Raw genomic sequence first — 22,305 nt, 5'->3', positions numbered from 1 at the left:
CCGGGTCTTTTCTTGTCCCGAGGCCCCTTCGCTCTGGTCTCCCCGCGTGAGGGAAAACAGAAGGGCCGCGGATCCCGGGTGGGGTTCCGCGGCCCTGAAGGCGCCGGCCTGATCGGCGATCAGGCTGGATCACTCCAGGGTTCTGGCCCACGGAAGGCCCACATCAGGTGGTGCTGCGCCGTCTGCTTCCGGAATCCGGCACCGGTCGCCGCAAAGGCATAGGCCTGCGCCTGTGCCGCTACTGCTGCCGCTTCCAGTGCCTTGGTCGGTCGCTCATTGCGCTCACGGACGACAAGGCCCGCAGGAGCAATGGAGGACGCCGGACGGACGGCACGAATGCCGGACAGACCGGTGCCCAGGTTCGAAACGCCGAGCATGCACAGGGAGACGGCCGAGCGATCGGTCATTTTCACGGTGCTGGAGCTGGTGTTGATGCTGATCACTGGACTCGCCTCCTCTCGGCGTCTCGGGGGACTGGGCTGAGCCAGTCCGACGGATATGCAAGTACAACACGAAGTCAGGGCCTCCGAGAAGGCCGCTGCTTTCGTGCCTAGAACCTATGGGGATTGCTGGGGCGTGCGCAAACTATTTTTTCGACGAGTTGGGATCAGTCTTCTTCATCGGCCCCGCTGACATGCTGGCCTGCGCAGATGGCCAGCACATCGGCTCCGTAGCGGTTGAGCTTGCGCCTCCCTACCCCGGGGATGCGGGCGAGCTCGTGCTCGTCCTCGGGGACGGCCTCGGCGATCGCCATCAGTGTCTTGTCGGTGAAGACGCAGAACGCGGGCTGTCCGCTGCGACCGGCCTGGTGGGCGCGCCAATCCCGCAGCCGCTCGTAGAGCCCCTCGTCCATGTCGGAGGGGCAGTCCTCGCAGCGCATCAGTTTCATCTCGCCCGCGTCGGTCAGGGTGCGGCCGCAGACCCGGCAGCGGGCGGGGGTGCGCTGCGTCCGTCGCGGGGCGGTTGCCCCGGTTCCGGTGGTGCCGCGCTCGACACCGGCCGAGCCGCCGGCAGCGGTACGCCCGGTGGTGGCCACCGAGCCGGGGCGCAGCCCGTCCAGGAAACGGCTGGGGCGCCGGTTCGGGCGGCCGCCGGGCGAGCGGGCGAGTGCCCAGGAGACGTGGAGGCGCTGGCGTGCGCGGGTGACGCCGACGTAGAGGAGGCGGCGCTCCTCCTCGATCTGCTCGTCGGTCTTCGCGTAGGTGATCGGCATCATGCCCTCGGCGACCCCGACCAGGAAGACGACGTCCCACTCCAGGCCCTTGGCCGAGTGCAGGGAGGCGAGGGTGACGCCCTGGACGGTCGGGGCGTGCTGGGCGCCCGCCCGCTCGTCGAGCTCGGCGACGAGGTCGGCCAGGGTGGCGCCGGGTTTGGCGGCGGCGAAGTCGTGGGCGAGGTTCACCAGGGCGGCCAGGGACTCCCAGCGCTCGCGCACGGCGCCGGACCCGGCCGGGGGCTGCGGTGTCCAGCCCTCTCCCGACAGTACGGCGCGCACCTGGGAGGGCAGGTCGACGGCGTCGTCGAGGAGGGAGTCGTTGCCACCGAAGCGGGCCGCGCCGCGCAGGGCGATGCCCGCCTTGCGTACCTCGGGCCGGTCGAAGAAGCGCTCGGCGCCGCGCAGTTGGTAGGGGATTCCGGCGTCGGCGAGGGCCTGTTCGTAGGTCTCGGACTGGGCGTTCATACGGAAGAGGATCGCGATCTCGCCGGCCGGGACTCCGGCGTCGACGAGTTCGCGGATACGGCGGGCGGCGCCCTCGGCCTCGGCGGGTTCGTCGGTGTACTCGCAGTAGACGGGCTCAGGGCCCGGGGGGCGCTGGGAGATCAGCTCCAGGCGGTGGTCGGCGGCGCGGCCCCGGGCCTGGGCGAGCAGGCCGTTGGCGAGGTGGACGATCTGGGGGGTGGAGCGGTAGTCGCGGACCAGCTTGACGACGGTGGCGCCGGGGTGGCGGAGGCGGAAGTCGAGCAGGTGGTCGGGGGTTGCTCCGGTGAAGGAGTAGATCGTCTGGCTGGCGTCGCCGACCACGCACAGGTTGTCCCGCTCGCCGAGCCAGAGATCGAGCAGCCGCTGCTGCAGGGGGCTGACGTCCTGGTACTCGTCGACGACGAAGTGCTGGTACTGGGCGCGGACCTGTTCGGCGATGTCGTGCCGGTCCTGGAGGATGGCCACGGTCAGCAGGAGCACGTCCTCGAAGTCGATGACGGCGCGCTCGCGCTTGAGGTCCTCGTAGGCGGAGTAGAGCTGGGCGATTTCGGCCGGGTCGCGGGGCGCGACCCGGCCGGCCTTGGCGGCCGCGAGCGCGTAGTCGGCGGGCACGGTCTGGGTGACCTTGGACCACTCGATCTCCGCGGTGACGTCCCGCAGCTCCCCCCGGTCGAGCCGGATGCGGCAGGCGGCGGCCGCGTCGGCGACGAGCTGGATCTTGCGGTCGACGAGCCGGGGCATGGAGCCGCCGATTGCTTTCGGCCAGAAGTACTGGAGCTGGCGCAGGGCCGCCGAGTGGAACGTACGGGCCTGGACGCCGACGGCGCCGAGCTGGCGCAGCCGGCCCCGCATCTCCCCGGCGGCACGGTTGGTGAAGGTGACGGCGAGCACGCTGGAGGGCTGGAGGATCCCGGCGCGCACCCCGTAGGCGATGCGGTGGGTGATCGCCCGGGTCTTGCCCGTGCCGGCGCCCGCCAGCACGCACACCGGGCCGTGCAGGGCGGTGGCCACCTCGCGCTGCTCGGGGTCGAGCCCTTCGAGCACCGCGTCGGCAGAGTCCGGTACCTGCGGGAAGAGGGTGGAGTGCGTTGCTGCTGTCACACGGCCATGCTGCCAGGTCGCCGGAGACGGGTGAGCCAGTTGTCCACAGGCAGGCACTGATAGTCGTACTAATGCGGCAGGCGTCACGTGCACCGGCACCGCCGACGGGAATGGTGACGCTTTCAAGTACGTTCCACCACTGCGAGCAACGCATCCCCGAGCCGCTGAAGGAGCACGAAAGACATGCCGGGCACTGTGACGATGTACAGCACGACGTGGTGCGGCTACTGCCGTCGGCTGAAGAGCCAGCTGGACCGCGAAGGTATCGCGTACACCGAGATCAACATCGAGCAGGACCCGGAGTCCGCGGCGTTCGTCGAGAAGGCGAACGGCGGAAACCAGACGGTGCCGACCGTGCTCTTCCCGGACGGTACGACGCTCACGAACCCGTCGCTGGCTCAGGTGAAGCAGAAGATCGGCGCGTAAGCGCCACCCGGCGGTACGGAAGCGGCCCCTGAGGTGTATCCCAGGGGCCGTCTTTCGTGGGCCGTCTCTCACACGGCCGGCTTGTCCCACTCCACGGTGTGACGCCATAGCGGCCGGCGGCGGAACCGGCAGCAGGCGGTGCGCGGCGCGCCGGACCTCGCCCCAGGACATGTCCGCGTCCTGGACCGGCATACCGGCCGGGCACCGCTTGCCGCCGCGCAGGCGGGTGAGCAACAGGCTCGCGGGCAGTCCGCAGCCGCTGATCACCCAGTCCAGGGGCGTCCGGTTGGCCGCCATGCCCACGATCATCAGGCGGCCGCCGGGCGCGACCAGCCGTACCAGGCGGCCGACCGCGTCCTCGAAGCCCGTGTGGTGGACGACGGCGACCGCGCTGACGAAGTCGTAGGCGCCCTCGGGCAGACAGCCGTCGTCCAGGTAGTCCGCCTCCAGGAACGTGACGTCGGCGGGCGCGTTCGCGCGCGCCAGCCGGATCATCTCCGGCGAGCGGTCCACGCCGACCACCGTTCCCGCCCGCGTGGCGAGCTTCCGGGCGAGCAGGCCGTCGCCGCAGCCGACGTCCAGGGCCGCGCGGTAGCCGTCGGGGACGGCGGCGAGGACCAGGCGGTGGTGGACGTTGTGGTTCCAGTACGGGTCGGGCATCGCCAGGCGGTGCGTCAGGCGACGCTCCGCGTCGGCAGCGGCTTGCCGTACCAGAGTTCGATCAGGCGGGCCGCGATCGATATGCCGTACGGCGGGAGGACCTCGCCGGACTCGAAGGCGGCGGTCAGTTCGTCGCGGGAGAACCAGCGGGCCTCGTGGATCTCGTCTCCGTCGACGTCGATGTCGGTCGAGGTCGCGCGGGCCATGAAGCCCAGCATGAGGCTGGACGGGAAGGGCCAGGGCTGGCTGGCGATGTACTCGACCTGGCCGACGGTGATGCCGACCTCCTCGTGGACCTCGCGGCGCACCGACTGCTCGATGGACTCGCCGGGCTCGACGAAACCGGCGAGGGTCGAGAAGCGGCCTTCGGGCCAGTGGACCTGGCGGCCCAGCAGGATGCGGTCGTCCTCGTCGGTGACGGCCATGATCACGGCGGGGTCGGTGCGGGGGTAGTGCTCGGCGCCGCAGGCGGGGCAGCGGCGGATGTGGCCGGCCGCGGCGATGACGGTGCGTTCGCCGCAGCGGGAGCAGAAGCGGTGGGTGCGCTGCCAGTTCTCCAGGCCCACCGCGTGCACCATCAGGCCCACGTCGCGCGGGGACAGCAGCAGTCCGGCCTCGCGCAGGCCCGCCGGGCGCGCGGAGTCGTCCATGCGGCCGGGCAGGGAGTCCTTCTGGAGGGCGAAGTAGCTGACGCCGTCCTCGTCGATGCCGAGGAAGTACCGGTGCGCCTCGGTGAGCGGGGCCTCGAAGGAGGGGGTCATGACGAGCTCGGTGCGCCCGTCCGGCGTCTCGTCGATGAGGACCTGGCCGCCGGAGACCACGAAGCAACGCGTCGACGGGTGGCTCCACGCCGCCGCGAGCCAGGCCTCGTCGAGCCTGTGGTGCGCGGCCCGGTCGATGCCGCTCGGGGCGGTCAGCGAGATGGGGCGGTCGGCGGTGTGGTCGGTCCAGGTGGTCACAGGTGCTTCCAACTCCCCCGGTGGATGGGTGGGTTTCGGCGGGCGGTTCAGCGGGACGTGCGGCGGGAGCCGACCGGGTGGGGCCGGGCTCGGCGGTGCGGGGCGGTTCCTCCAGTGTGCCCCGCCCGCGCTGCCGGTCCGGACGGCGCCAAGCGCTCAGGGCGCATGGCGCCAGTGCTCGGCGAGGTCGCCCCACAGGTGGGCGGTGGTCTCGACGCCCTTGAGGAGAAGGCCGAGCTCGACCTTCTCGTTCGGGGCGTGCCAGCCGTCGGACGGCACGGAGATGCCGAGGAAGAGCACCGGTGCGCCGAGGACGTCCTGAAGGTCGGCGGCCGGTCCGGAGCCGCCCTCGCGGGTGAAGCGGACCGGTTTGCCGAAGGCACGGCCCATGGCGCGGACCACCGACTGCAGGGCGGGGTGGTCCAGCGGTGTCAGGCACGGGCGCGTGGCCGCACCGAACGTGATCTCGCAGCGGATCCCGGTGGGCACCTGCTCCTCGGCCCAGGCGCGGACGGCCTTCTCCACGTGGTCGGGATCCTGGCCCGCGACCAGCCGGAAGGACAGCTTCACCAGGGCGGAGGAGGGGATGATCGTCTTGCTGCCAGGGCCCTGATAGCCACCGCCGATGCCGTTGACCTCGGCGGTGGGGCGGGCCCAGATCCGCTCCAGGGTGGTGAACCCGGCCTCGCCGTGGGTGGCGTACGACTTGGCGGTACGCAGCCACCGCTGCTCGTCGAAGGGCAGCTGGGCGAACAGCTCCCGCTCACGGTCGGTGAGCTCGACGACGCCGTCGTAGAAGCCGGGGATCGCCACGCGCGCGTGCTCGTCGTGCAGGGCGGCGACCAGGCGGGCGGCGGCCGTGGCCGGGTTGGGGACCGCGCCGCCGAAGGAGCCGGAGTGGATGTCCTGGTCGGGGCCGAACAGCCGGATCTCGCACTCGGCGAGGCCGCGCATGCCGGTGCACACGGTGGGGGTGTCCTCGGACCACATGCCGGTGTCGGAGACGATCACGGCGTCGGCGGCGAGCCGGTCGGCGTGCTTCTCGACGAGCGCCCGGAAGTGCGGCGAACCGGACTCCTCCTCGCCCTCGATCAGCAGCTTCAGATGCACGGCGGGGGTGGTGCGGCCGGTGGTGGCCAGGTGGGCGCGGACGCCGAGGGTGTGGAAGAACACCTGGCCCTTGTCGTCGGCCGCCCCGCGCGCGTACAGACGGTTTTCCCGGATCACCGGCTCGAAGGGCTCGCTGTCCCAGCCGTCCTCGCGGGCGGCGGGCTGCACGTCGTGGTGGCCGTAGACGAGGACCGTGGGCGCCCCGGGGTCGGCGGAGGGCCACTCGGCGAAGACGGCGGGGGCGCCCGGCGTCTCCCAGACCTCGGCGATCGGGAAGCCGGTCTCCTTCAGCTTGGCGGCGAGCCAGCCGGCGCTGCGCCGGACGTCGGCGGCGTGCTCGGGCTGCGCCGACACCGACGGGATGCGCAGCCACTCGGCGAGGTCGTCGAGGAAGGCGGCGCGGTGCTGCTCTATGTATGCACGGACGGCGCTGACGGCACTGTCAACGGGCTGGCTCATGTCCACGAGCCTATCGGCCCGCGATGACGTCCCGATCGTGCGGTTCGTCACCGGCCGGCTCCCCCAGCAGCAGCCGCTCCAGCGCCGCGCGGTCCGGCAGGTCGTCCGGCCGTACGACCTCGCCTGTGCGCACGTACAGGAACGCGGCCGTGACCGACTCCAGGGGCACGCCCTGCTGCTCGGCCCAGGCCAGCCGGTACACGGCGAGCTGGAGCGGGTCGGCGGTGCGGCTGCGGCCGGTCTTCCAGTCGACGATCTCGTACGTCGCCTCCTGCCCGTCGCCTTCCTTGTAGACGGCGTCGATACGGCCCCGTACGACGCGGCCGGCGAGCGTGAGCTGGAAGGGGGCCTCCACGCGGTAGGGCGTGCGATGCGCGTACTCGGTGCGCTCGAAGGCGTCCTTGAGGGCCTCCAGGTCGCGTTCGTCGGCGATCTCGGCCTCGCTGCCGGGCAGTTCCTCCGGCTCCAGCATGGGCAGGGTCAGCTCTTCGAAGCGGGCCTCGACCCAGGCGTGGAAGCGGGTGCCGCGGCGGGCGGCGGGCTGCGGCGGGCGGGGCATGGGGCGGGCCAGCTCCTGGGCGAAGCCGTCCGGGTCGGCGGCCAGGCGCAGCAGCTGGGAAGCGGTGAGGGAGGCGGGCAGGGGCACCTCGGTGACGCTCTCGCGGGCGCGCAGGAGCTCGCCGGTGAGGGCGTCCAGGTCGCGGTCCCAGGAGGCCACGGTCCGGGCCTCCTCGGGGGTGAGGGGCAGGTGATCGGGCTCCCTGGGGTGCGGGCGGGCGCTGGAGGGCTCCGACGGCGCCGCCTGGTGGGGGACGGTGGGGCGGTCCGCCGGCCCCGCGTCCCATTCGGCGGAGTCGTCCTCGAAGGCATCGAAGGGGTCGGGCTCGTCGTACAAAGGCTCGTCGTACGAAGGCTCGTCCTCGTCCGGGGGCGGCGGCCAGTCCGGGTCGTCGTAGGTGTCCGGGTCGTGAACGGCGGCAGGGTGGGAGGACTCGCGGGAGGCGAGGGCCTCCAAGTGGGCGAGCACGATCTCGGCGGCCGCGCGGCGTCGGGCCAGGGCCGCCTCGTCGAGGGGCAGGGGCCAGACCTGGTCGGCCGTCGCCCGGTGCAGGGCGGGGTTCTCCTCGTCCTCGGCGGGTTCGCCCGCCCAGGCCTCGATCTCGCCGTATCCGGCCGCGCAGTGGTCGTGGAGGGCCTGCAGGAACGCGGAGGGTCCGCGCGGCTTCTTCTGGGTGGGTCCCCACCAGTGGCCGGAGCCCAGGAGCAGGGAGCGGGGCCGGGTGAAGGTGACGTAGCCGAGGCGGAGTTCCTCGGTGTGCTGGTGCTCCTTCATGGCCTCGTGGAAGGCCTTCAGGCCCCGGGAGTCCCAGGACTCGACGTCGGGCAGGGTGTCGGCGTCGCCGCGCAGGTCGTGCGGCAGCACCTTGCCCTGCGCGGTCCATTTCTCGCGTCCCTGAGTGCTGGGGAACGTGCCGGTGACCAGGCCGGGGACGGCAACGACGTCCCACTCCAGGCCCTTGGACTTGTGCGCGGTGAGCACCTTGACGGTGTTCTCGCCGCCGGGGAGGGCGTTGTCGAGGCCCTTCTCGTACTGGGCGGCGGTGCGCAGGAAGCCGAGGAAGGCGAGGAGGGTCGCCTCGTTATCGCCGGCGGCGAAGGAGGCGGCGATGTCCAGGAAGTTGGAGAGGGTCTCGCGGCGGCGGGCGGCCAGGGCGTGCGGGGACGCCGACAGCTCGACCTCCAGGCCGGTGACGGCCAGGACGCGGTGCAGGACGTCCATCAGCGGGTCGGACAGGGAGCGGCGCAGCTCGCGCAGTTCGGCGGCGAGGCGGGCGAAGCGCACGCGCGCGTCGGGCGAGAAGGGCAGTCCGTCGTCGTCCCCGTGGCCGTCCAGCGGGGTCTCCAGGAACGTGTCGAGGGCGTCGGCGAGCGAGATCACCTCGGACGGGTCGACCCCCTCGACGGCCTCGGCGAGCCGGCGGTCCGGGTCGTCGTCGCCGTCCACGCGCGCGTGGGACACGAGCAGCCGGGCGCGCCGCCCCAGGAGGGCGAGGTCGCGCGGGCCGATGCGCCAGCGCGGGCCGGTCAGCAGGCGCACCAGGGAGGCGTTGGCGCCGGGGTCCTGGAGGACCTCGCAGACGGCGACGAGGTCGGCGATCTCGGGCAGGTGCAGGAGCCCGGACAGGCCCACGACCTCGACGGGGACGTCCCGGGCCACCAGGGCGCCCTGGATCTCGGCGAAGTCGGCGGCCGTGCGGCACAGGACGGCGATCTCTCCGGGTGCCTTGCCGGTGTTCACGAGGTGGGCGATGGAGTCGGCGACCCACTCGATCTCCTCGGCGTGGGTGCGCAGCAGGGCGCAGCGCACCAGGCCGTCGCGTTCGGCGCCGCGGGCCGGGCGGAGGGCCTCCACGCCCGCGTGCATGGCGCGCAGGGGCTCGGCGAGGCCGTTGGCGAGGTCCAGGAGGCGGCCGCCGCTGCGGCGGTTCTCGCTGAGCGCCTGGCGGGTGGCGGGGCGGCCGTCGGCGTGGGCGAAGTGCTCGGGGAAGTCGTCGAGGTTGGCGACGGAGGCGCCGCGCCAGCCGTAGATCGCCTGGCAGGGGTCGCCGACCGCGGTCACCGGGTGGCCCGTGCCGCCGCCGAACAGGCCGGCCAGGAGGACGCGCTGGGCGACCGAGGTGTCCTGGTACTCGTCGAGGAGGACCACGCGGAACTCGTCGCGCAGGATGCGGCCCACCTCGGGGATCGCGGCCAGCCGGGCCGACAGGGCGATCTGGTCGCCGAAGTCGAGCAGGTCGCGCTCGCGCTTGGCCGCCCGGTAGCGGATCACCAGCTCGGCGAGTTCCCGGCGGGCGGCGGCCGCCTCGGGGACCTTGCGCAGGTCGGCGTTGGTCAGCTTGGCGCCCTCAAGGGTGCGCAGCAGCTCGGCGTCGTACGCGCGCAGGTCCTCGGGTCGTACGAGGTGTTCGGCGAGCTCGGCGTCCAGGGTGAGGAGGTCCCCGACCAGGTCGGGGAAGGAGCGGGTGAGGGCCGGATAGGGCCCGGGTGCTTCGCGCAGTACGCGCGCGGCGAGCTGGTAGCGGGTGGCGTCGGCGAGCAGGCGGGACGTCGGTTCGAGGCCGATGCGCAGCCCGTGGTCGGTCAGCAGGCGGCCCGCGAACGCGTGGTACGTGGAGATCACCGGCTCGCCCGGCGGGTTGTCCGGGTCGAAGGCGTCCGGGTCGGTGACGCCTGCCTTGATCAGCGCCTTGCGGACGCGCTCGGCGAGCTCGCCGGCAGCCTTGTTGGTGAAGGTGAGGCCGAGCACCTGCTCGGGGGCGACCTGGCCGGTGCCGACCAGCCACACCACGCGCGCCGCCATCACCGTCGTCTTGCCCGATCCGGCTCCGGCCACGATCACCTGCGGGGCAGGCGGCGCCGTGATGCAGGCCGTCTGCTCCGGGGTGAAGGGGATGCCGAGGAGCTCCTTGAGCTGATCGGGATCGGTGATACGAGCAGGCACCCAAGAGAGGCTAGCGGCGGGCACTGACAGTCGGTGCCGGATCGGCCTCGGTGAGCAAAGAAGCGGAGGTCAGCACATGTGGTGCCGCTGATCACACCTGCTACTCGACCACATGCCGTCCCTCCGGCCGCGCGCTGCACGACGCCTGGAAGGCGCAGTGGGTGCAGTGCTGGCCGGCGGTGGGCGTGAACCGTTCGTCGAGGACCTTGCCCGCAGCCGTGGCGAGCAGTTCGCCGACCCACTCCCCCTCCAGCGGCTGCTGGGCCTGCACCTTGGGCACGGTCTCGCCGCCGTCCCGTTTGGCCGCGCCCTGGCGCAACTGCACGAGTTCGGCGCCGCCCGGCTCGGGACGCACGCCGTCGAAGACCTCGTCGACGGCGCCCTCCCGAACGGCGAGCTGGTAGACGGCAAGCTGCGGATGACGGGCCACCTCGGCGGCGCTCACCGGCTGCTTGCTCGTCTTGAAGTCGACGACGTAGGCGCGTCCCTCGCCGTCGGCCTCGACGCGGTCCATCTGGCCGCGGATGCGCACCTCGTAGTCGCCCGCCTCCAGGGTCACGTCGAAGTCGTGCTCGCTCGCCACCGGGGTACGTCCCGCGCGGTCCATGACGTGCCACTTCAGGAAGCGTTCGAGCGCCACGCGCGCGTGCTCCTTCTCCTGCGCCGACTTCCACGGCGCGTCGAAGGCCAGCGCGTTCCACACGGAGTCGAGGCGCTCCATGAGGACGGCGAGATCGGCCGGGGTGTGCCCGGAGGCGACCTCGTCGGCGAGGACGTGCACCACGTTGCCGAAGCCCTGGGCGGCGGTCGCCGGCGCGTCGGCCTTCACCTCGCGGCCCAGGAACCACTGCAGGGCGCAGGTGTTGGCGAGCTGGTCGAGGGCGCTGCCGGAGAGCACGACGGGCTGGTCGCGGTCGCGCAGCGGCACCTTGGACTCGGTCGGCTCGAACATGCCCCACCAGCGGTAGGGGTGCGCCGACGGCACCAGAGGGCGGCCGTCCTCGTCGGCGAGGGCGGCGAGCCGGGCCAGGCGGCGGGCGGCGGCCTCGCGCAGGGCGTCCGACACGCGCGGGTCGACCGTCGTGGCGCGCAGCTCCGCGACGAGCGCGGCGACGGACAGCGGGCGGCGCGGGCGGCCCGTGACGTCCTTCGGTTCGACGCCGAGCTCGGTCAGGAAGCGGGAGGGCTGGTCGCCGTCGTCGGCGGGGGCCTTCACGGCCGTGACGACGAGACGTTCACGCGCGCGCGTGGCCGCCACGTAGAACAGACGGCGCTCCTCGGCGAGCAGCGCTCCCGGGGTGAGCGGTTCGGCGAGTCCGTCACGGCCGATGCGGTCGGCCTCCAGCAGGGAACCGCGGCGGCGCAGGTCCGGCCACAGGCCCTCCTGGACACCCGCGACCACGACCAGGCGCCACTCCAGTCCCTTGGAGCGGTGCGCGGTCATCAGACGCACGGCGTCGGGGCGCACGGCATGCCGCGTGAGGGTGTCGGCGGCGATGTCCTCGGCCTCGATCTCCTCCAGGAAGTTCAGGGCGCCCCGGCCGCCGGTGCGTTCCTCCGCGCGCGCGGCCGTCGCGAACAGCGCGCACACCGCGTCCAGGTCCCGGTCGGCGTTGCGGCCCGCCGCGCCGCCGCGCCGGGCGGCCCGTTCCAGGCGCGCGGGCCACGGCGTGCCCTCCCACAGGTCCCACAGCGCCTCCTCGGCCGTGCCGCCGCCCGCCAGGCGCTCGCGGGCCTGGCGGAGCAGGGCGCCCAGGCGCTGGGCGCCACGCGCGTATGTGGGGTCGTGCACGGCCAGCCGCTCCGGCTCGGCCAGGGCCCGCGCGAGCAGTTCGTCCGAGGGCGGCGGCAGCGGGTTGCCCGCGGCCCGCTCCTCCTCGCGCAGCGCCCGGCCGAGGCGGCGCAGATCGGCGGCGTCCATGCCCGCGAGGGGGGAGGTGAGCAGGGTGAGGGCGGTTTCGGTGTCGAGCCAGCAGGTGTCCTCGTTTCCGGAAGGCACGTCGGTTCCCGCCGCCTCCGCGGTGCCCACCGCTTCTGTAGCGTCCTCGGTCCCGGTAGCGTCCGCGGTCCCCGGCGCCTCAGCCGCGCCCACCGCCTCCGTGGCCCCCGCCATCCCCGACGCCTCCGCAGTCGCCACCGCCCGCAGTGCCGTCAGCAGCGGTGCCACCGCCGGCTCGTGGCGCAGGGGCAGGTCGTCACCGTCGACGTCCAGGGGAACGCCCGCCGCCGTGAGGGCACGGCGGACCGTCGGGATGGTGCGGGAGCCCGCGCGCACCAGGACGGCCATCTCGCCCCAGGGGACGCCGTCCTCCAGGTGGGCCCTGCGGAGGATGTCGGCGATGTTGTCCAGCTCCGTGCCGGGCGTCGGGTACGTGAACACCTCGACGCGACCGCCGTCCCGGACCGCAGCGAGCTCCCGGTGGGCGCGGACCTTCTCGGCGGGCAGGCGGGGCAGTGGCATGCGCTGGGTCAGCAGCCGGGTGGCGGCCAGCAGGGCGGCGCCGGAGCGGCGGGAGACGCGCAGCACCTCGACGGGGGCCGGGCGGCCGTCCGCGCGCGGGAAGGCGTACGGGAACTCCAGGATGCCGTTCACGTCCGCGCCCCGGAACGCGTAGATCGACTGGTCGGGGTCGCCGAACGCGACGAGGGTGCGCCCGCCGCCCGCGAGGGCGTGCAGCAGCCGGACCTGGGCCGGGTCGGTGTCCTGGTACTCGTCGACGTAGACGGCGTCGTACCGGGCGGCCAGTCCTGCGGCAACCGGGCCGCGGTGGGCGAGGAGGACCGCGCGGTGGACCAGCTCCGCGTAGTCGATCACGCCCTGGAGGTCGAGCACGTCGAGGTACTCGGCGAGGAAGGCGGCCGCGGCGCGCCAGTCCGGGCGTCCGATGCGGCGGGCGAAGGCGTCCAGGGCGTCGGGGCCGAGGCCCAGTTCACGGCTGCGGGCGAGGACCGCGCGGACCTCGTCGGCGAAGCCGCGGGTGGTCAGGCAGGCGCGCAGCTCGTCCGGCCAGCGCACGTGCGCGAGACCGAGCCGCTCCAGGTCGGGCTGGCCCGCGAGCAGCTCCCGGACGGTGACGTCCTGCTCAGGGCCCGACAGCAGCCGCAGCGGCTCCACGAACAGGTCGCTGTCCTGGTGCGCGCGGACCAGGGCGTAGCAGAACGAGTGGAACGTGGTCGCCTGGGGGGCGCGTGCCGCTCCTATGCGCATTGCCATGCGGTCCCGCAGCTCGACTGCCGCCTTGCGGCTGAACGTCAGGACGAGGATCCGCTCGGGGTCCCCGCCCCGGGCGATGCGGGCGGCCACGGATTCGACGAGCGTGGTGGTCTTTCCGGTGCCCGGACCTGCGAGAACCAGCAGCGGCCCGGTCTCGTGGTCAACCGCGGAGCGCTGTGCGGCGTCCAGACGAGGGGGATCCACTCGGGCCGGCGGGGTACGTACCAGTCGGTAAGCGCCACGGTTCCCCCGTCGCACCTGGGGGTGCGACAGGCCGCTGGTGGAGGAAAAGGAGCTCACGTGGTTCGCCGGTCCTGGTGGATGTACTGGTTGGCCGACCACCTCGCGTGGAAGGTGGTGGCTGCGGGGTGAGGGGGACGGGTGCAGCCGACGCTACGCCGACGGACGGGACGGAAGCAGGGCTTCCGACTCTTCCCTCCAGGCACTCGTGGCACGCATGCCCCTCGACCCACGAACGTACGTCATGCCACGGATGTGCCCCGATTCCCCCAGAAGGATCACAGGTCACACCGCGATCCGCGCAATGGCGGAAGCTGTCAGGTGTGACGCTCCGCGTGTTCGCCGCCATCCCACCGCGCCCGCTTCAGATCGAGGCGCGGCAGGTGGCCCTCGGCGGCCCTGCTCGCCTCCTTCAGCGGTGTGCCCTCCGCGCGGTAGCGGTCGAGCGCCCTCAGCTCGTGGCCCGGGAGCAGGACGCCGTCCGCGCGCACGACGCGCCACCAGGGCACGCCGCCCCCGTAGAGGGACATCATTCGCCCGACCTGGCGGGGACCACCCTCCCCCAGCCACTCGGCCACGTCCCCGTACGTCATGACGCGGCCCGGCGGTATCAGTTCGGTGACTTCGAGGACCCGCTCGGCGTACTCGGGCAGGGCGTCGGCGTACTCCGCGCGGGCGTCGTCGGGAAGGCTCTCCTCGCTCATCCGTCCCATCCTGCCCCACCCCACCGACAATGTGACGCGCTCGCCACCGTGCGTATCCCTCGCCCGGGAGCAGCGCTTCGGGCAGACTGTCCGCCCCCGCATGTGCACCCTGATGCCCCCGTGTGTCGGTGCGGCATGCCACCATCGTGCGGGCGGTGACCGGTGATACGAGACCAAGAAGAGACGATGAAGCAGCAGGGTGCGCACCCCGAGGGCACGGAGAGCACCTCTGACGCTTCGTCGCGCCCGGACCCCGCGGAGGCCGGCCGCAAGGGCACCGGCGAGGAGGCGGCCGCGAAGAGGGCCGCAGTGGACGCCGACGGCCCCGACACGACGCACGTCGACGAGGTGGAGGGCGACGAACCGCTGCTCCCCGCGCGCGTGCACCGCCCCTCCGATCTCATGCGGCTCCTGGTGGGCGTGCTCGCCGTCATCGTGCTGCTCGCGATCGCCGCGTTCGCGCACGGCACCACCTCGGGCCTGGAAAAGGACATCAACAAGGGCACCGGTCAGGCACCCGACCTGTTCAGCAATCTCGCGGGCCTGGTGTCCAGCATCGCGATCCTCCTGGTGCCCGTCGCCTTCGCGATCGAGCGGCTGATCAAGCGGGACGGGCTGCGCATCGCCGACGGCGTGCTCGCGGCGGTCCTCGCGCACGGCGTGACGCTCGCCACCGACCTGTGGGTGGCGCGGGCCGCCCCGGACTCCATCCAGGACGCGCTCACCCAGCCCTCCCCCGGCGACATCGGCTCCCTCACCGACCCGGTGCACGGCTATCTCGCGCCGGTCATCGCGTACATGACGGCCGTGGGCATGTCCCGCAGACCACGCTGGCGCGCGGTGCTCTGGGCGGTCCTGCTGCTGTACGCCTTCTCCATGCTGGTCACCGGCTACACGACACCGTTCTCGATCATCCTGACGCTGCTGATCGGCTGGACCGTGGCGTACGGCACGCTGTACGCGGTGGGCTCCCCCAATGTCCGTCCCACCGGGCGAACCCTGATGGCGGGTCTGCGGACCGTCGGGTTCCGCCCGGTGACCGCGTCCCGTGAGGAGGCCTCGGACACGCCGGAGACCGGGGACCGCGGCCGGCGCTACTTCGTCACCCTGGAGGACGGGCCGCCGCTGGACGTGACGGTGGTCGACCGGGAGCAGCAGGCGCAGGGCTTCTTCTACCGCGCGTGGCGCAACCTGACGCTGCGCGGCTTCGCCACCCGCAGCAGCCTGCAGTCGCTGCGCCAGGCCCTGGAGCAGGAGGCCCTGCTGGCGTACGCGGCCATCGCGGCCGGCGCCAACGCCCCCAAGCTGATCGCCACCTCCGAACTCGGTCCCGACGCCGTGATGCTCGTCTACGAGCACAGCGGCGGGCGCTCCCTGGACGCGCTGCCGGACGAGGAGATCACCGACGAGCTGCTGCGGGACACCTGGCACCAGGTGAAGGCCCTGCAGTCCCGGCGTATCGCGCACCGCAGGCTGGTGGGCGACGCGATTCTGGTGGATCGTTCCGGCAACGTGATCCTCACCGATCTGCGCGTCGGCGAGATCGCGGCCGGCGATCTGTTGCTGCGCATGGACATCTCCCAGCTGCTGGTCACGCTCGGCCTGCGGGTGGGCGCCGAGCGCGCGGTGGCCTCGGCGGTGAGCGTGCTCGGCCCCGACGCCGTGGCGGACTGCCTGCCGATGCTGCAGCCCATCGCGCTCAGCCGCTCCACGCGCGCGACCCTGCGCAGGCTGGCCCGGGAACGTGCGGAGCGCGAACGTGAGGCGGTGCTGGAGGCGTCCCGGCACGCCAAGCAGGCCCGTCTGGAAGCGGCCGGTGAGGCCTCGGTGAGCGAGCTCGACAAGCCCGACAAGAAGGCCGTACGCGCGGAGCAGCGGGCCGAGAAGCGGGCCATAGACGAGGCACTGGAGGAGGCCCGCGAGGAGGACCTGCTCAGCCAGATCCGGCACGAGGTGCTGCGGATCAGGCCGCAGGCGCCCGTCGAGCCGGCCCGCCTGGAGCGGGTGCGGCCGCGCACACTGATCAGCTTCATCGCGGGCGCGATCGGCGCGTACTTCCTGCTGACGCAGCTCACGCACATCGAGTTCGGGCCGCTCATCGCCAACGCCGAGTGGGGCTGGGTCGCCGCGGCCGTGCTGTTCTCGGCGGGGAGCTACTTGGCTGCGACGCTGGCCCTGCTGGGGTTCGTGCCGGAGCGGGTGCCGTTCCTGCGGACCGTGGCGGCACAGGTCGCCGGGTCGTTCGTGAAGATCGTCGCCCCTGCGGCGGTGGGCGGTGTCGCCCTCAACACGCGCTTCCTGCAGCGCGCCGGGGTGCGGCCGGGGCTGGCGGTGGCGAGTGTCGGCGCGTCACAGCTGTTCGGGCTGGGCTGCCACATCCTGATGCTGCTGGCCTTCGGCTATCTGACCGGCACCGAGAAGACGCCGTCGCTGTCGCCGTCCCGGACGGTCATCGCCGGTCTGCTGACGGTGGCGGTGCTCGTGCTCGTGGTGACCTCGGTGCCGTTCCTGCGGAAATTCGTCGTCACGCGCGTGCGGTCGCTTTTCGCGGGTGTCGTGCCGCGCATGCTCGACGTGCTGCAGCGGCCGCAGAAGCTGATCACCGGCATCGGCGGCATGCTGCTGCTGACCGCGTGCTTCGTGATGTGCCTGGACGCCTCGATCCGGGCGTTCGGCGACGAGTCGACCTCGATCAGCCTCGCCAGCGTCGCCGTCGTCTTCCTCGCGGGCAACGCGCTGGGCTCCGCGGCACCGACGCCGGGCGGTGTGGGCGCGGTGGAGGCGACCCTGACGGTCGGCCTGATCGCCGTCGGGCTCCCCAAGGAGGTCGCCGCTCCCGCGGTGCTGCTGTTCCGGCTGCTGACGCTGTGGCTGCCGGTCCTGCCGGGCTGGCTGGCGTTCAACCACCTCACGCGCAAGGGGGCGCTGTAGTACGCGGTCGGCGTCGAGCGCTGTAGTGCGCGGTCTCCGCCGGCCGCTCCCCTATACGCAGGGTTAGGGCTACACGTAGGGCTGTACGTACGGCCGTACCTCGGACGGCCCGTGCCCCGCGCGTCCCGCCTCACGCGGCCGCAGGATGGGAGCATGCCCACCCCCTTCCGGAGGCGCGCCTCCGCCCTGTCCGTCACCGCCGTGCTGCTGTCCGCCCTGCTGGCGGGCTGCGGCGACGACGGCGAGGACGAGGACCTGACGGAGCAGAAGCTGAGCTGGGAGGACTGCCCGGAGCCGTCCGACGAGCAGGGCGGAGGCAACGCTCCCTCACCGCTGCCGAACGACGGCGAATGGCAGTGCGCCACCATGAAGGCGCCCCTCGACTGGGACAAGCCCAAGGGCGACACGATCAAGCTCGCGCTGATCCGGGCGAAGGCCAGCGGCGACGCGAGCGAACGCATCGGCTCGCTCGTCTTCAACTTCGGCGGCCCCGGAGGCTCGGGCGTCAAATCGTTGCCCGCCCTCGCAGAGGACTACGCGCAACTGCGCACCCGCTACGACCTGGTCAGCTTCGACCCGCGCGGGGTCGGCCGCAGCGCCCCCGTGGTCTGCCAGAACGACGAGCAACTCGACGCCTACTTCCAGCAGGACTCGACACCCGACGACGCAGCCGAGCGCACCGAGTACCTGGACGGCATTCAGGAGTTCAACGAGGCCTGCGAGAAGAACTCGGGGCGGATGCTGCCGCACGTGCGCACCACCGACGCGGCCCGCGACCTGGACCTGATGCGCCAGGTCCTCGGCGACGACGAGCTGCACTACTTCGGCATCTCCTACGGCACCGAACTCGGCGGCGTCTACGCCCACCTGTTCCCCGGAAACGTGGGGCGTGCCGTCTTCGACGCCGTCGTCAACCCGGCACAGACGCCCGAACAGGGCTCGCTCGCGCGGGCCAAGGCCTTCCAGCTCGCCCTCGACAACTTCGCCGAGGACTGCGTGTCCAAGGCCGAGGGCTGCCCCATCGGCGACAGTGCGCAGGACGTGAAGGACCGCATCGCCAGGCTGCTGAGGGACCTCGACAGCAAGCCGCTCCCGGGCGTCTTCCCCCGCGAGCTAACCCAGAGCGCGGCGGCCAGCGGCATCGTGCAGGCGCTGTACTCGCAGGACTTCTGGCAGTACCTCACCGACGGGCTGCAGCAGGCCTACGACGGTGACGGCAGGGTCTTGATGCTGCTGTCCGACTCCCTGAACGGGCGCAACGAAAACGGCGAGTACAGCAATCTCGCCGCAGCCAACATCGCCATCAACTGCGCCGACAGCAAGCCGCGTTACGACATCGCGTACGTGGATCGGAAACTGCCCGAGTTCCGGGCCGCCTCCCACCTGTTCGGCGACTACTTCGCCTGGGACATGATCAGCTGCACCGACTGGCCCGTGCAGGGCACCGCCGACCATCCCGACGTCAGGGCCCCCGGCGCGGCGCCGATCCTGGTCATCGGCAACACCGGCGACCCGGCCACCCCCTACGAGGGGGCGCGGAAGATGGCGCAGGAGCTGGGCAAGGGCGTGGGTGTCGAGCTGACGTACAGGGGGCAGGGGCACGGTGCGTACGGCAGCGAGAACAAGTGCGTGCAGGACGCGGTGAACGGCTACCTGCTGGAGGGCAAGGTGCCGCCGACCGGGACCGTGTGCACCTGACAACAGATCCGCTTCGGCGACAAATCAGCAGGCCAGAACGTTATCCACAGGCTCCCACGGTCGGCGTGCGATCTGTCTACCATGGCCTGACCGCCATCCGCGGCACGTGCGGGGGCATGCGAGGGGGGGAAGGACACATGACGCGTTTCGCACGCGGGGCGGCTCTGGCGGTCGCCACCGCGCTCCTGGCCGCGGGCTGCAGCGGCGGCTCGTCCGATGACGGCAAGGGAGGCGGGTCACCGACCTCCCAGAAGCTCGACTGGGGGCGCTGCAAGCCCACCGGGGACTCCCCCGCGCCGAGCAGCGACTGGCAGTGCGCGACGCTCAAGGTGCCGCTCGACTGGTCGAAGCCGGACGGCGAAACGATCGGGCTCGCGCTGATCCGCGCCAAGGCCCGCGGGGACGACCGCATCGGCTCGCTGCTGTTCAACTTCGGCGGCCCCGGTGGCTCGGGCGTGTCCATGATGCCGTCGTACGCCGCCACCGTCTCCGAGCTGCGCGAGCGGTACGACCTGGTGAGCTGGGACCCGCGCGGGGTGGGCGCCAGCGAGGGCATCCGCTGCCGCGACGACAAGGAGATCCAGTCCGCCGAGTCGGTCGTGGACACCACCCCGGACACCCCGGCCGAGGAGAGGGCCTACCTGCGCGACGCCGCCGACTTCGGCAAGGGCTGCCAGAAGGCCGCCGGCAAGCTGATGGCGCACGTCTCGACCACGGACACCGCCCGCGACATGGACCTGATGCGCCAGGTCCTCGGCGACGACAAAATGCACTACTTCGGCATCTCCTACGGCACCGAACTCGGCGGCGTCTACGCCCACCTGTTCCCCAAGAAGGTGGGCCGGATGGTCCTCGACGCGGTCGTCGACCCCGGCGCCGACACGGTGGGCCACGCCGAGAACCAGACCCGGGGCTTCCAGCGCGCGCTCAACGACTACCTCCAGTCCACCGGCCAGGACCCCGCGCAGGGCTCGCGCAGGATCGCGGACCTGCTGAAGCGGATCGACGCGCGGCCGCTGCCGACGTCGTCGCCCGGACGGAAGCTGACGCAGACCCTCGCGCTCACCGGGATCGTCCTGCCGCTGTACAGCAAGGACAGCTGGCCGACGCTGACCAGTGCCCTGCGGGCGGCGGAGCGGGGAGACGGCTCGGAGCTGCTCGCCCTCGCCGACGGCTACAACGAGCGCGACCCGGCTGGGCGCTACGGCACGACGACCCACTCGCAACGGGTCATATCGTGCCTGGACGACAGGCAGCGGCCGTCAGTGGAGGAGACGAGGAAGCTACTGCCGCGGTTCGAGAAGATCTCTCCGGTGTTCGGAGCCTTCCTCGGCTGGGACATGGCCGGCTGGTGCCACGACTGGCCGGTGCCCGGACAGCACGACACGCCGGAGGTGAGCGCGCCCGGAGCGGCACCGGTCCTGGTGGTCGGCAACACCGGCGACCCGGCCACCCCCTACGAGGGCGCGCGGAAGATGGCGGACGAGCTGGGCAAGGGCGTCGGAGTGATGCTCACCTGGCAGGGCGAGGGACACGGGGCGTACGGGAGCGGGAGCGACTGTGTCGACTCCACGGTGAACGCGTATCTGCTCAGCGGCTCGGTGCCGAAGGACGGCAAGGTCTGCTCATGACGACGGCGGGGCGCCCGGGCACCTGCGGTGCGCGAAGCCCCCGCCGTTCGACGAGCGGGACCGGGTGCTGCCCGGTGCCCTGCCCTGCGTGTTCGCCCTCACCCCTTCTGTGCCTTCGTGGGGCCATCGGTGTCCGAGCCGTCCGCGAAGGCGCGCTTCTCCTTTGCCATCACGCAGGGCGTAGCAAATGTTGCGGACGGTGATCAGCGGAGGTGAAGCTGAGCTGGATGCACCGGATCCCAGTGAGCGCGGACAGAACCGCGCAGGTCGCGGTGCGCGAGGAGAGCGTGCGATGCGGATGATGATGAAGGCCCGCATGGACACCCAGATGTCGAATCAGGTGACGAAGGGCGGAACGGTGCCCAACTCGGTGAAGTCAGCCATCGAGCGACTGAAGCCGGAGGCCGCCTACTTCACCCCTGAGGGCGGGCGCTGCATGATTCTCGTATTCGACATGCAGGACAGCTCAGAGTTGCCCTCCATCGCCGACCCGTTCTTCCAGGAGATGGGCGCGGAAGTCACATTTGAGCCGGTCATGAACCTCGACGAACTGCAGAGGGGCCTTGCTGCCCTGAAGTAGCAGAGCTGGCCAGCTGGCCTCAGCGACCGCAGAAGGTGGGACAGGCCGAGCGCGACGCGGTGCGTGTCCGACTGCGTGACAACGCCGACGCACTCCGACGCACAACGACAGAAGCCCACGGCATCCGACCTGGTCAGAGCCATGGGCTTCTTCAGTCCCGCTGGTCAGCGGAAGGGCCGATCAGTACACCGGCTTGTGCGGCTCGATCTGGTTCACCCAGCCGATCACGCCACCGCCGACGTGCACGGCGTCCGCGAAGCCCGCGGACTTCAGGACCGCGAGGACTTCCGCACTGCGGACACCCGTCTTGCAATGCAGGACGATCTTCTTGTCCTGCGGGAGGCCCTCCAGGGCGGTGCCCATGAGGAACTCGTTCTTCGGGATCAGGCGGGCGCCCGGGATGGAGACGATCTCGTACTCGTTCGGCTCGCGGACGTCGATGATCTCGATGCTCTCTCCGTCGTCGATCCACTCCTTGAGCTGCTTGGGAGTGATCGTGGAGTCGGCGGCCGCCGCCTGGGCCTCCTCGGAGACGACGCCGCAGAAGGCCTCGTAGTCGATGAGCTCGGTGACGGTCGGGTTCTCGCCGCAGACGGCGCAGTCGGGGTCCTTGCGGACCTTGACCTGGCGGTACTGCATCTCCAGGGCGTCGTAGATCATCAGGCGGCCGACCAGCGGCTCGCCGGTGCCGGTGAGGACCTTGATGGCCTCGGTGACCTGGATGGAGCCGATGGACGCGCACAGCACGCCGAGCACGCCGCCCTCGGCGCAGGAGGGGACCATGCCGGGGGGCGGGGGCTCCGGGTACAGGCAGCGGTAGCAGGGACCGTGCTCGGACCAGAAGACGGAGGCCTGGCCGTCGAAGCGGTAGATCGAGCCCCACACGTACGGCTTGTTCAGCAGCACGCAGGCGTCGTTGACCAGGTAGCGGGTCGCGAAGTTGTCCGTGCCGTCGACGATCAGGTCGTACTGGCTGAAGATGTCCATCACGTTGTCGGCCTCGAGCCGCTCCTCGTGAAGGATCACGTTCACGTACGGGTTGATGCCGAGGACGGAGTCACGCGCGGACTCGGCCTTGGAGCGGCCGATGTCGGCCTGGCTGTGGATGATCTGGCGCTGCAGGTTCGACTCGTCGACCTCGTCGAACTCCACGATGCCCAGCGTGCCCACGCCGGCGGCGGCCAGGTACATCAGCGCCGGCGAGCCCAGGCCGCCGGCGCCCACACACAGCACCTTGGCGTTCTTCAGCCGCTTCTGCCCGTCCATCCCGACGTCGGGGATGATCAGGTGGCGGGAGTACCTGCGGACCTCGTCTACGGTGAGCTCGGGGGCCGGCTCGACCAGGGGTGGCAGCGACACGGGGACTCCGTTGGTCGGTCAATCACTAC

At 71.9% G+C, this 22,305-nt stretch carries 14 protein-coding genes and 1 pseudogene; 6 read left to right on the top strand and 9 right to left on the bottom strand.

Features of this window, described 5'->3' with window-relative positions; translation table 11 throughout:
• Positions 1 to 119 precede the first annotated feature (119 nt).
• Positions 120 to 443, bottom strand: coding sequence for a hypothetical protein (locus ACYVMZ_RS12475; RefSeq protein ID WP_461078700.1), 324 nt, complete (start codon positions 441 to 443; stop codon positions 120 to 122).
• A gap of 164 nt (positions 444 to 607) precedes the next feature.
• Positions 608 to 2,803 (bottom strand): ATP-dependent DNA helicase UvrD2, encoded by a 2,196-nt coding sequence (locus tag ACYVMZ_RS12470; protein WP_461079106.1) that lies wholly within the window; start codon positions 2,801 to 2,803, stop codon positions 608 to 610.
• A gap of 183 nt (positions 2,804 to 2,986) precedes the next feature.
• On the opposite strand from ACYVMZ_RS12470, the gene ACYVMZ_RS12465 reads away from it, so the two are divergent.
• Both ACYVMZ_RS12465 and ACYVMZ_RS12460 read left to right on the top strand, forming a co-directional pair.
• Entirely contained in the window at positions 2,987 to 3,229 is a 243-nt protein-coding gene (locus ACYVMZ_RS12465) for a mycoredoxin (RefSeq protein WP_365666082.1), read from the top strand.
• Positions 3,230 to 3,398: 169 nt separating this feature from the next.
• A complete protein-coding gene (locus ACYVMZ_RS12460; RefSeq protein WP_461079118.1) occupies positions 3,399 to 3,635 on the top strand; it encodes a hypothetical protein in 237 nt (78 codons plus the stop codon).
• Here ACYVMZ_RS12460 and ACYVMZ_RS12455 read toward each other — a convergent pair.
• The 6 genes and pseudogenes from ACYVMZ_RS12455 to ACYVMZ_RS12430 form a co-directional block, all read right to left on the bottom strand.
• Positions 3,587 to 3,889: pseudogene (locus ACYVMZ_RS12455) on the bottom strand (class I SAM-dependent methyltransferase); the annotation flags it as partial. The gene ACYVMZ_RS12460 and the pseudogene ACYVMZ_RS12455 sit on opposite strands and share 49 nt — an antisense overlap.
• 14 nt (positions 3,890 to 3,903) lie before the next feature.
• The gene (gene nudC / locus ACYVMZ_RS12450) at positions 3,904 to 4,848 is read right to left on the bottom strand and encodes an NAD(+) diphosphatase (protein WP_461078698.1); all 945 of its coding nucleotides are present in this window, start codon (positions 4,846 to 4,848) and stop codon (positions 3,904 to 3,906) included.
• Positions 4,849 to 5,004: 156 nt separating this feature from the next.
• Positions 5,005 to 6,417 (bottom strand): dipeptidase, encoded by a 1,413-nt coding sequence (locus tag ACYVMZ_RS12445; RefSeq protein ID WP_461078696.1) that lies wholly within the window; start codon positions 6,415 to 6,417, stop codon positions 5,005 to 5,007.
• Positions 6,418 to 6,427: 10 nt separating this feature from the next.
• Complete coding sequence (locus ACYVMZ_RS12440) at positions 6,428 to 9,919, bottom strand: ATP-dependent helicase (protein ID WP_461078694.1); 3,492 nt, start codon at positions 9,917 to 9,919, stop codon at positions 6,428 to 6,430.
• A gap of 100 nt (positions 9,920 to 10,019) precedes the next feature.
• Positions 10,020 to 13,433, bottom strand: a complete 3,414-nt coding sequence (locus ACYVMZ_RS12435) for an ATP-dependent helicase (RefSeq protein ID WP_461078692.1) — start codon at positions 13,431 to 13,433, stop codon at positions 10,020 to 10,022.
• A gap of 257 nt (positions 13,434 to 13,690) precedes the next feature.
• On the bottom strand, positions 13,691 to 14,077 hold the full coding sequence (locus ACYVMZ_RS12430) for an MGMT family protein (protein WP_461078690.1): 387 nt from the start codon (positions 14,075 to 14,077) through the stop codon (positions 13,691 to 13,693).
• 186 nt (positions 14,078 to 14,263) lie between these two features.
• On the opposite strand from ACYVMZ_RS12430, the gene ACYVMZ_RS12425 reads away from it, so the two are divergent.
• The 4 genes from ACYVMZ_RS12425 to ACYVMZ_RS12410 all read left to right on the top strand — a co-directional run bounded on the left by ACYVMZ_RS12425 (position 14,264) and on the right by ACYVMZ_RS12410 (position 20,917).
• Positions 14,264 to 17,008, top strand: a complete 2,745-nt coding sequence (locus ACYVMZ_RS12425) for a lysylphosphatidylglycerol synthase transmembrane domain-containing protein (RefSeq protein ID WP_461078688.1) — start codon at positions 14,264 to 14,266, stop codon at positions 17,006 to 17,008.
• A 153-nt stretch (positions 17,009 to 17,161) separates the two neighbouring features.
• Entirely contained in the window at positions 17,162 to 18,706 is a 1,545-nt protein-coding gene (locus ACYVMZ_RS12420; protein ID WP_461078686.1) for an alpha/beta hydrolase, read from the top strand.
• A 137-nt stretch (positions 18,707 to 18,843) separates the two neighbouring features.
• Positions 18,844 to 20,337: an alpha/beta hydrolase gene (locus tag ACYVMZ_RS12415; protein ID WP_461078684.1), complete on the top strand. Its 1,494-nt coding sequence runs from the start codon at positions 18,844 to 18,846 to the stop codon at positions 20,335 to 20,337.
• A 292-nt stretch (positions 20,338 to 20,629) separates the two neighbouring features.
• The gene (locus ACYVMZ_RS12410; protein ID WP_461078682.1) at positions 20,630 to 20,917 is read left to right on the top strand and encodes a DUF3303 family protein; all 288 of its coding nucleotides are present in this window, start codon (positions 20,630 to 20,632) and stop codon (positions 20,915 to 20,917) included.
• Between the two features lie 180 nt (positions 20,918 to 21,097).
• Here the strand turns inward: ACYVMZ_RS12410 and moeZ are convergent, their stop codons facing one another.
• Positions 21,098 to 22,276 (bottom strand): adenylyltransferase/sulfurtransferase MoeZ, encoded by a 1,179-nt coding sequence (gene moeZ / locus ACYVMZ_RS12405; protein WP_461078680.1) that lies wholly within the window; start codon positions 22,274 to 22,276, stop codon positions 21,098 to 21,100.
• Positions 22,277 to 22,305: the final 29 nt, after the last annotated feature.

Source organism: Streptomyces deserti, from assembly GCF_054782695.1.
Note: the sequence above shows the minus strand (reverse complement) of the source record. Positions and strands in the feature narration are given on the sequence as shown.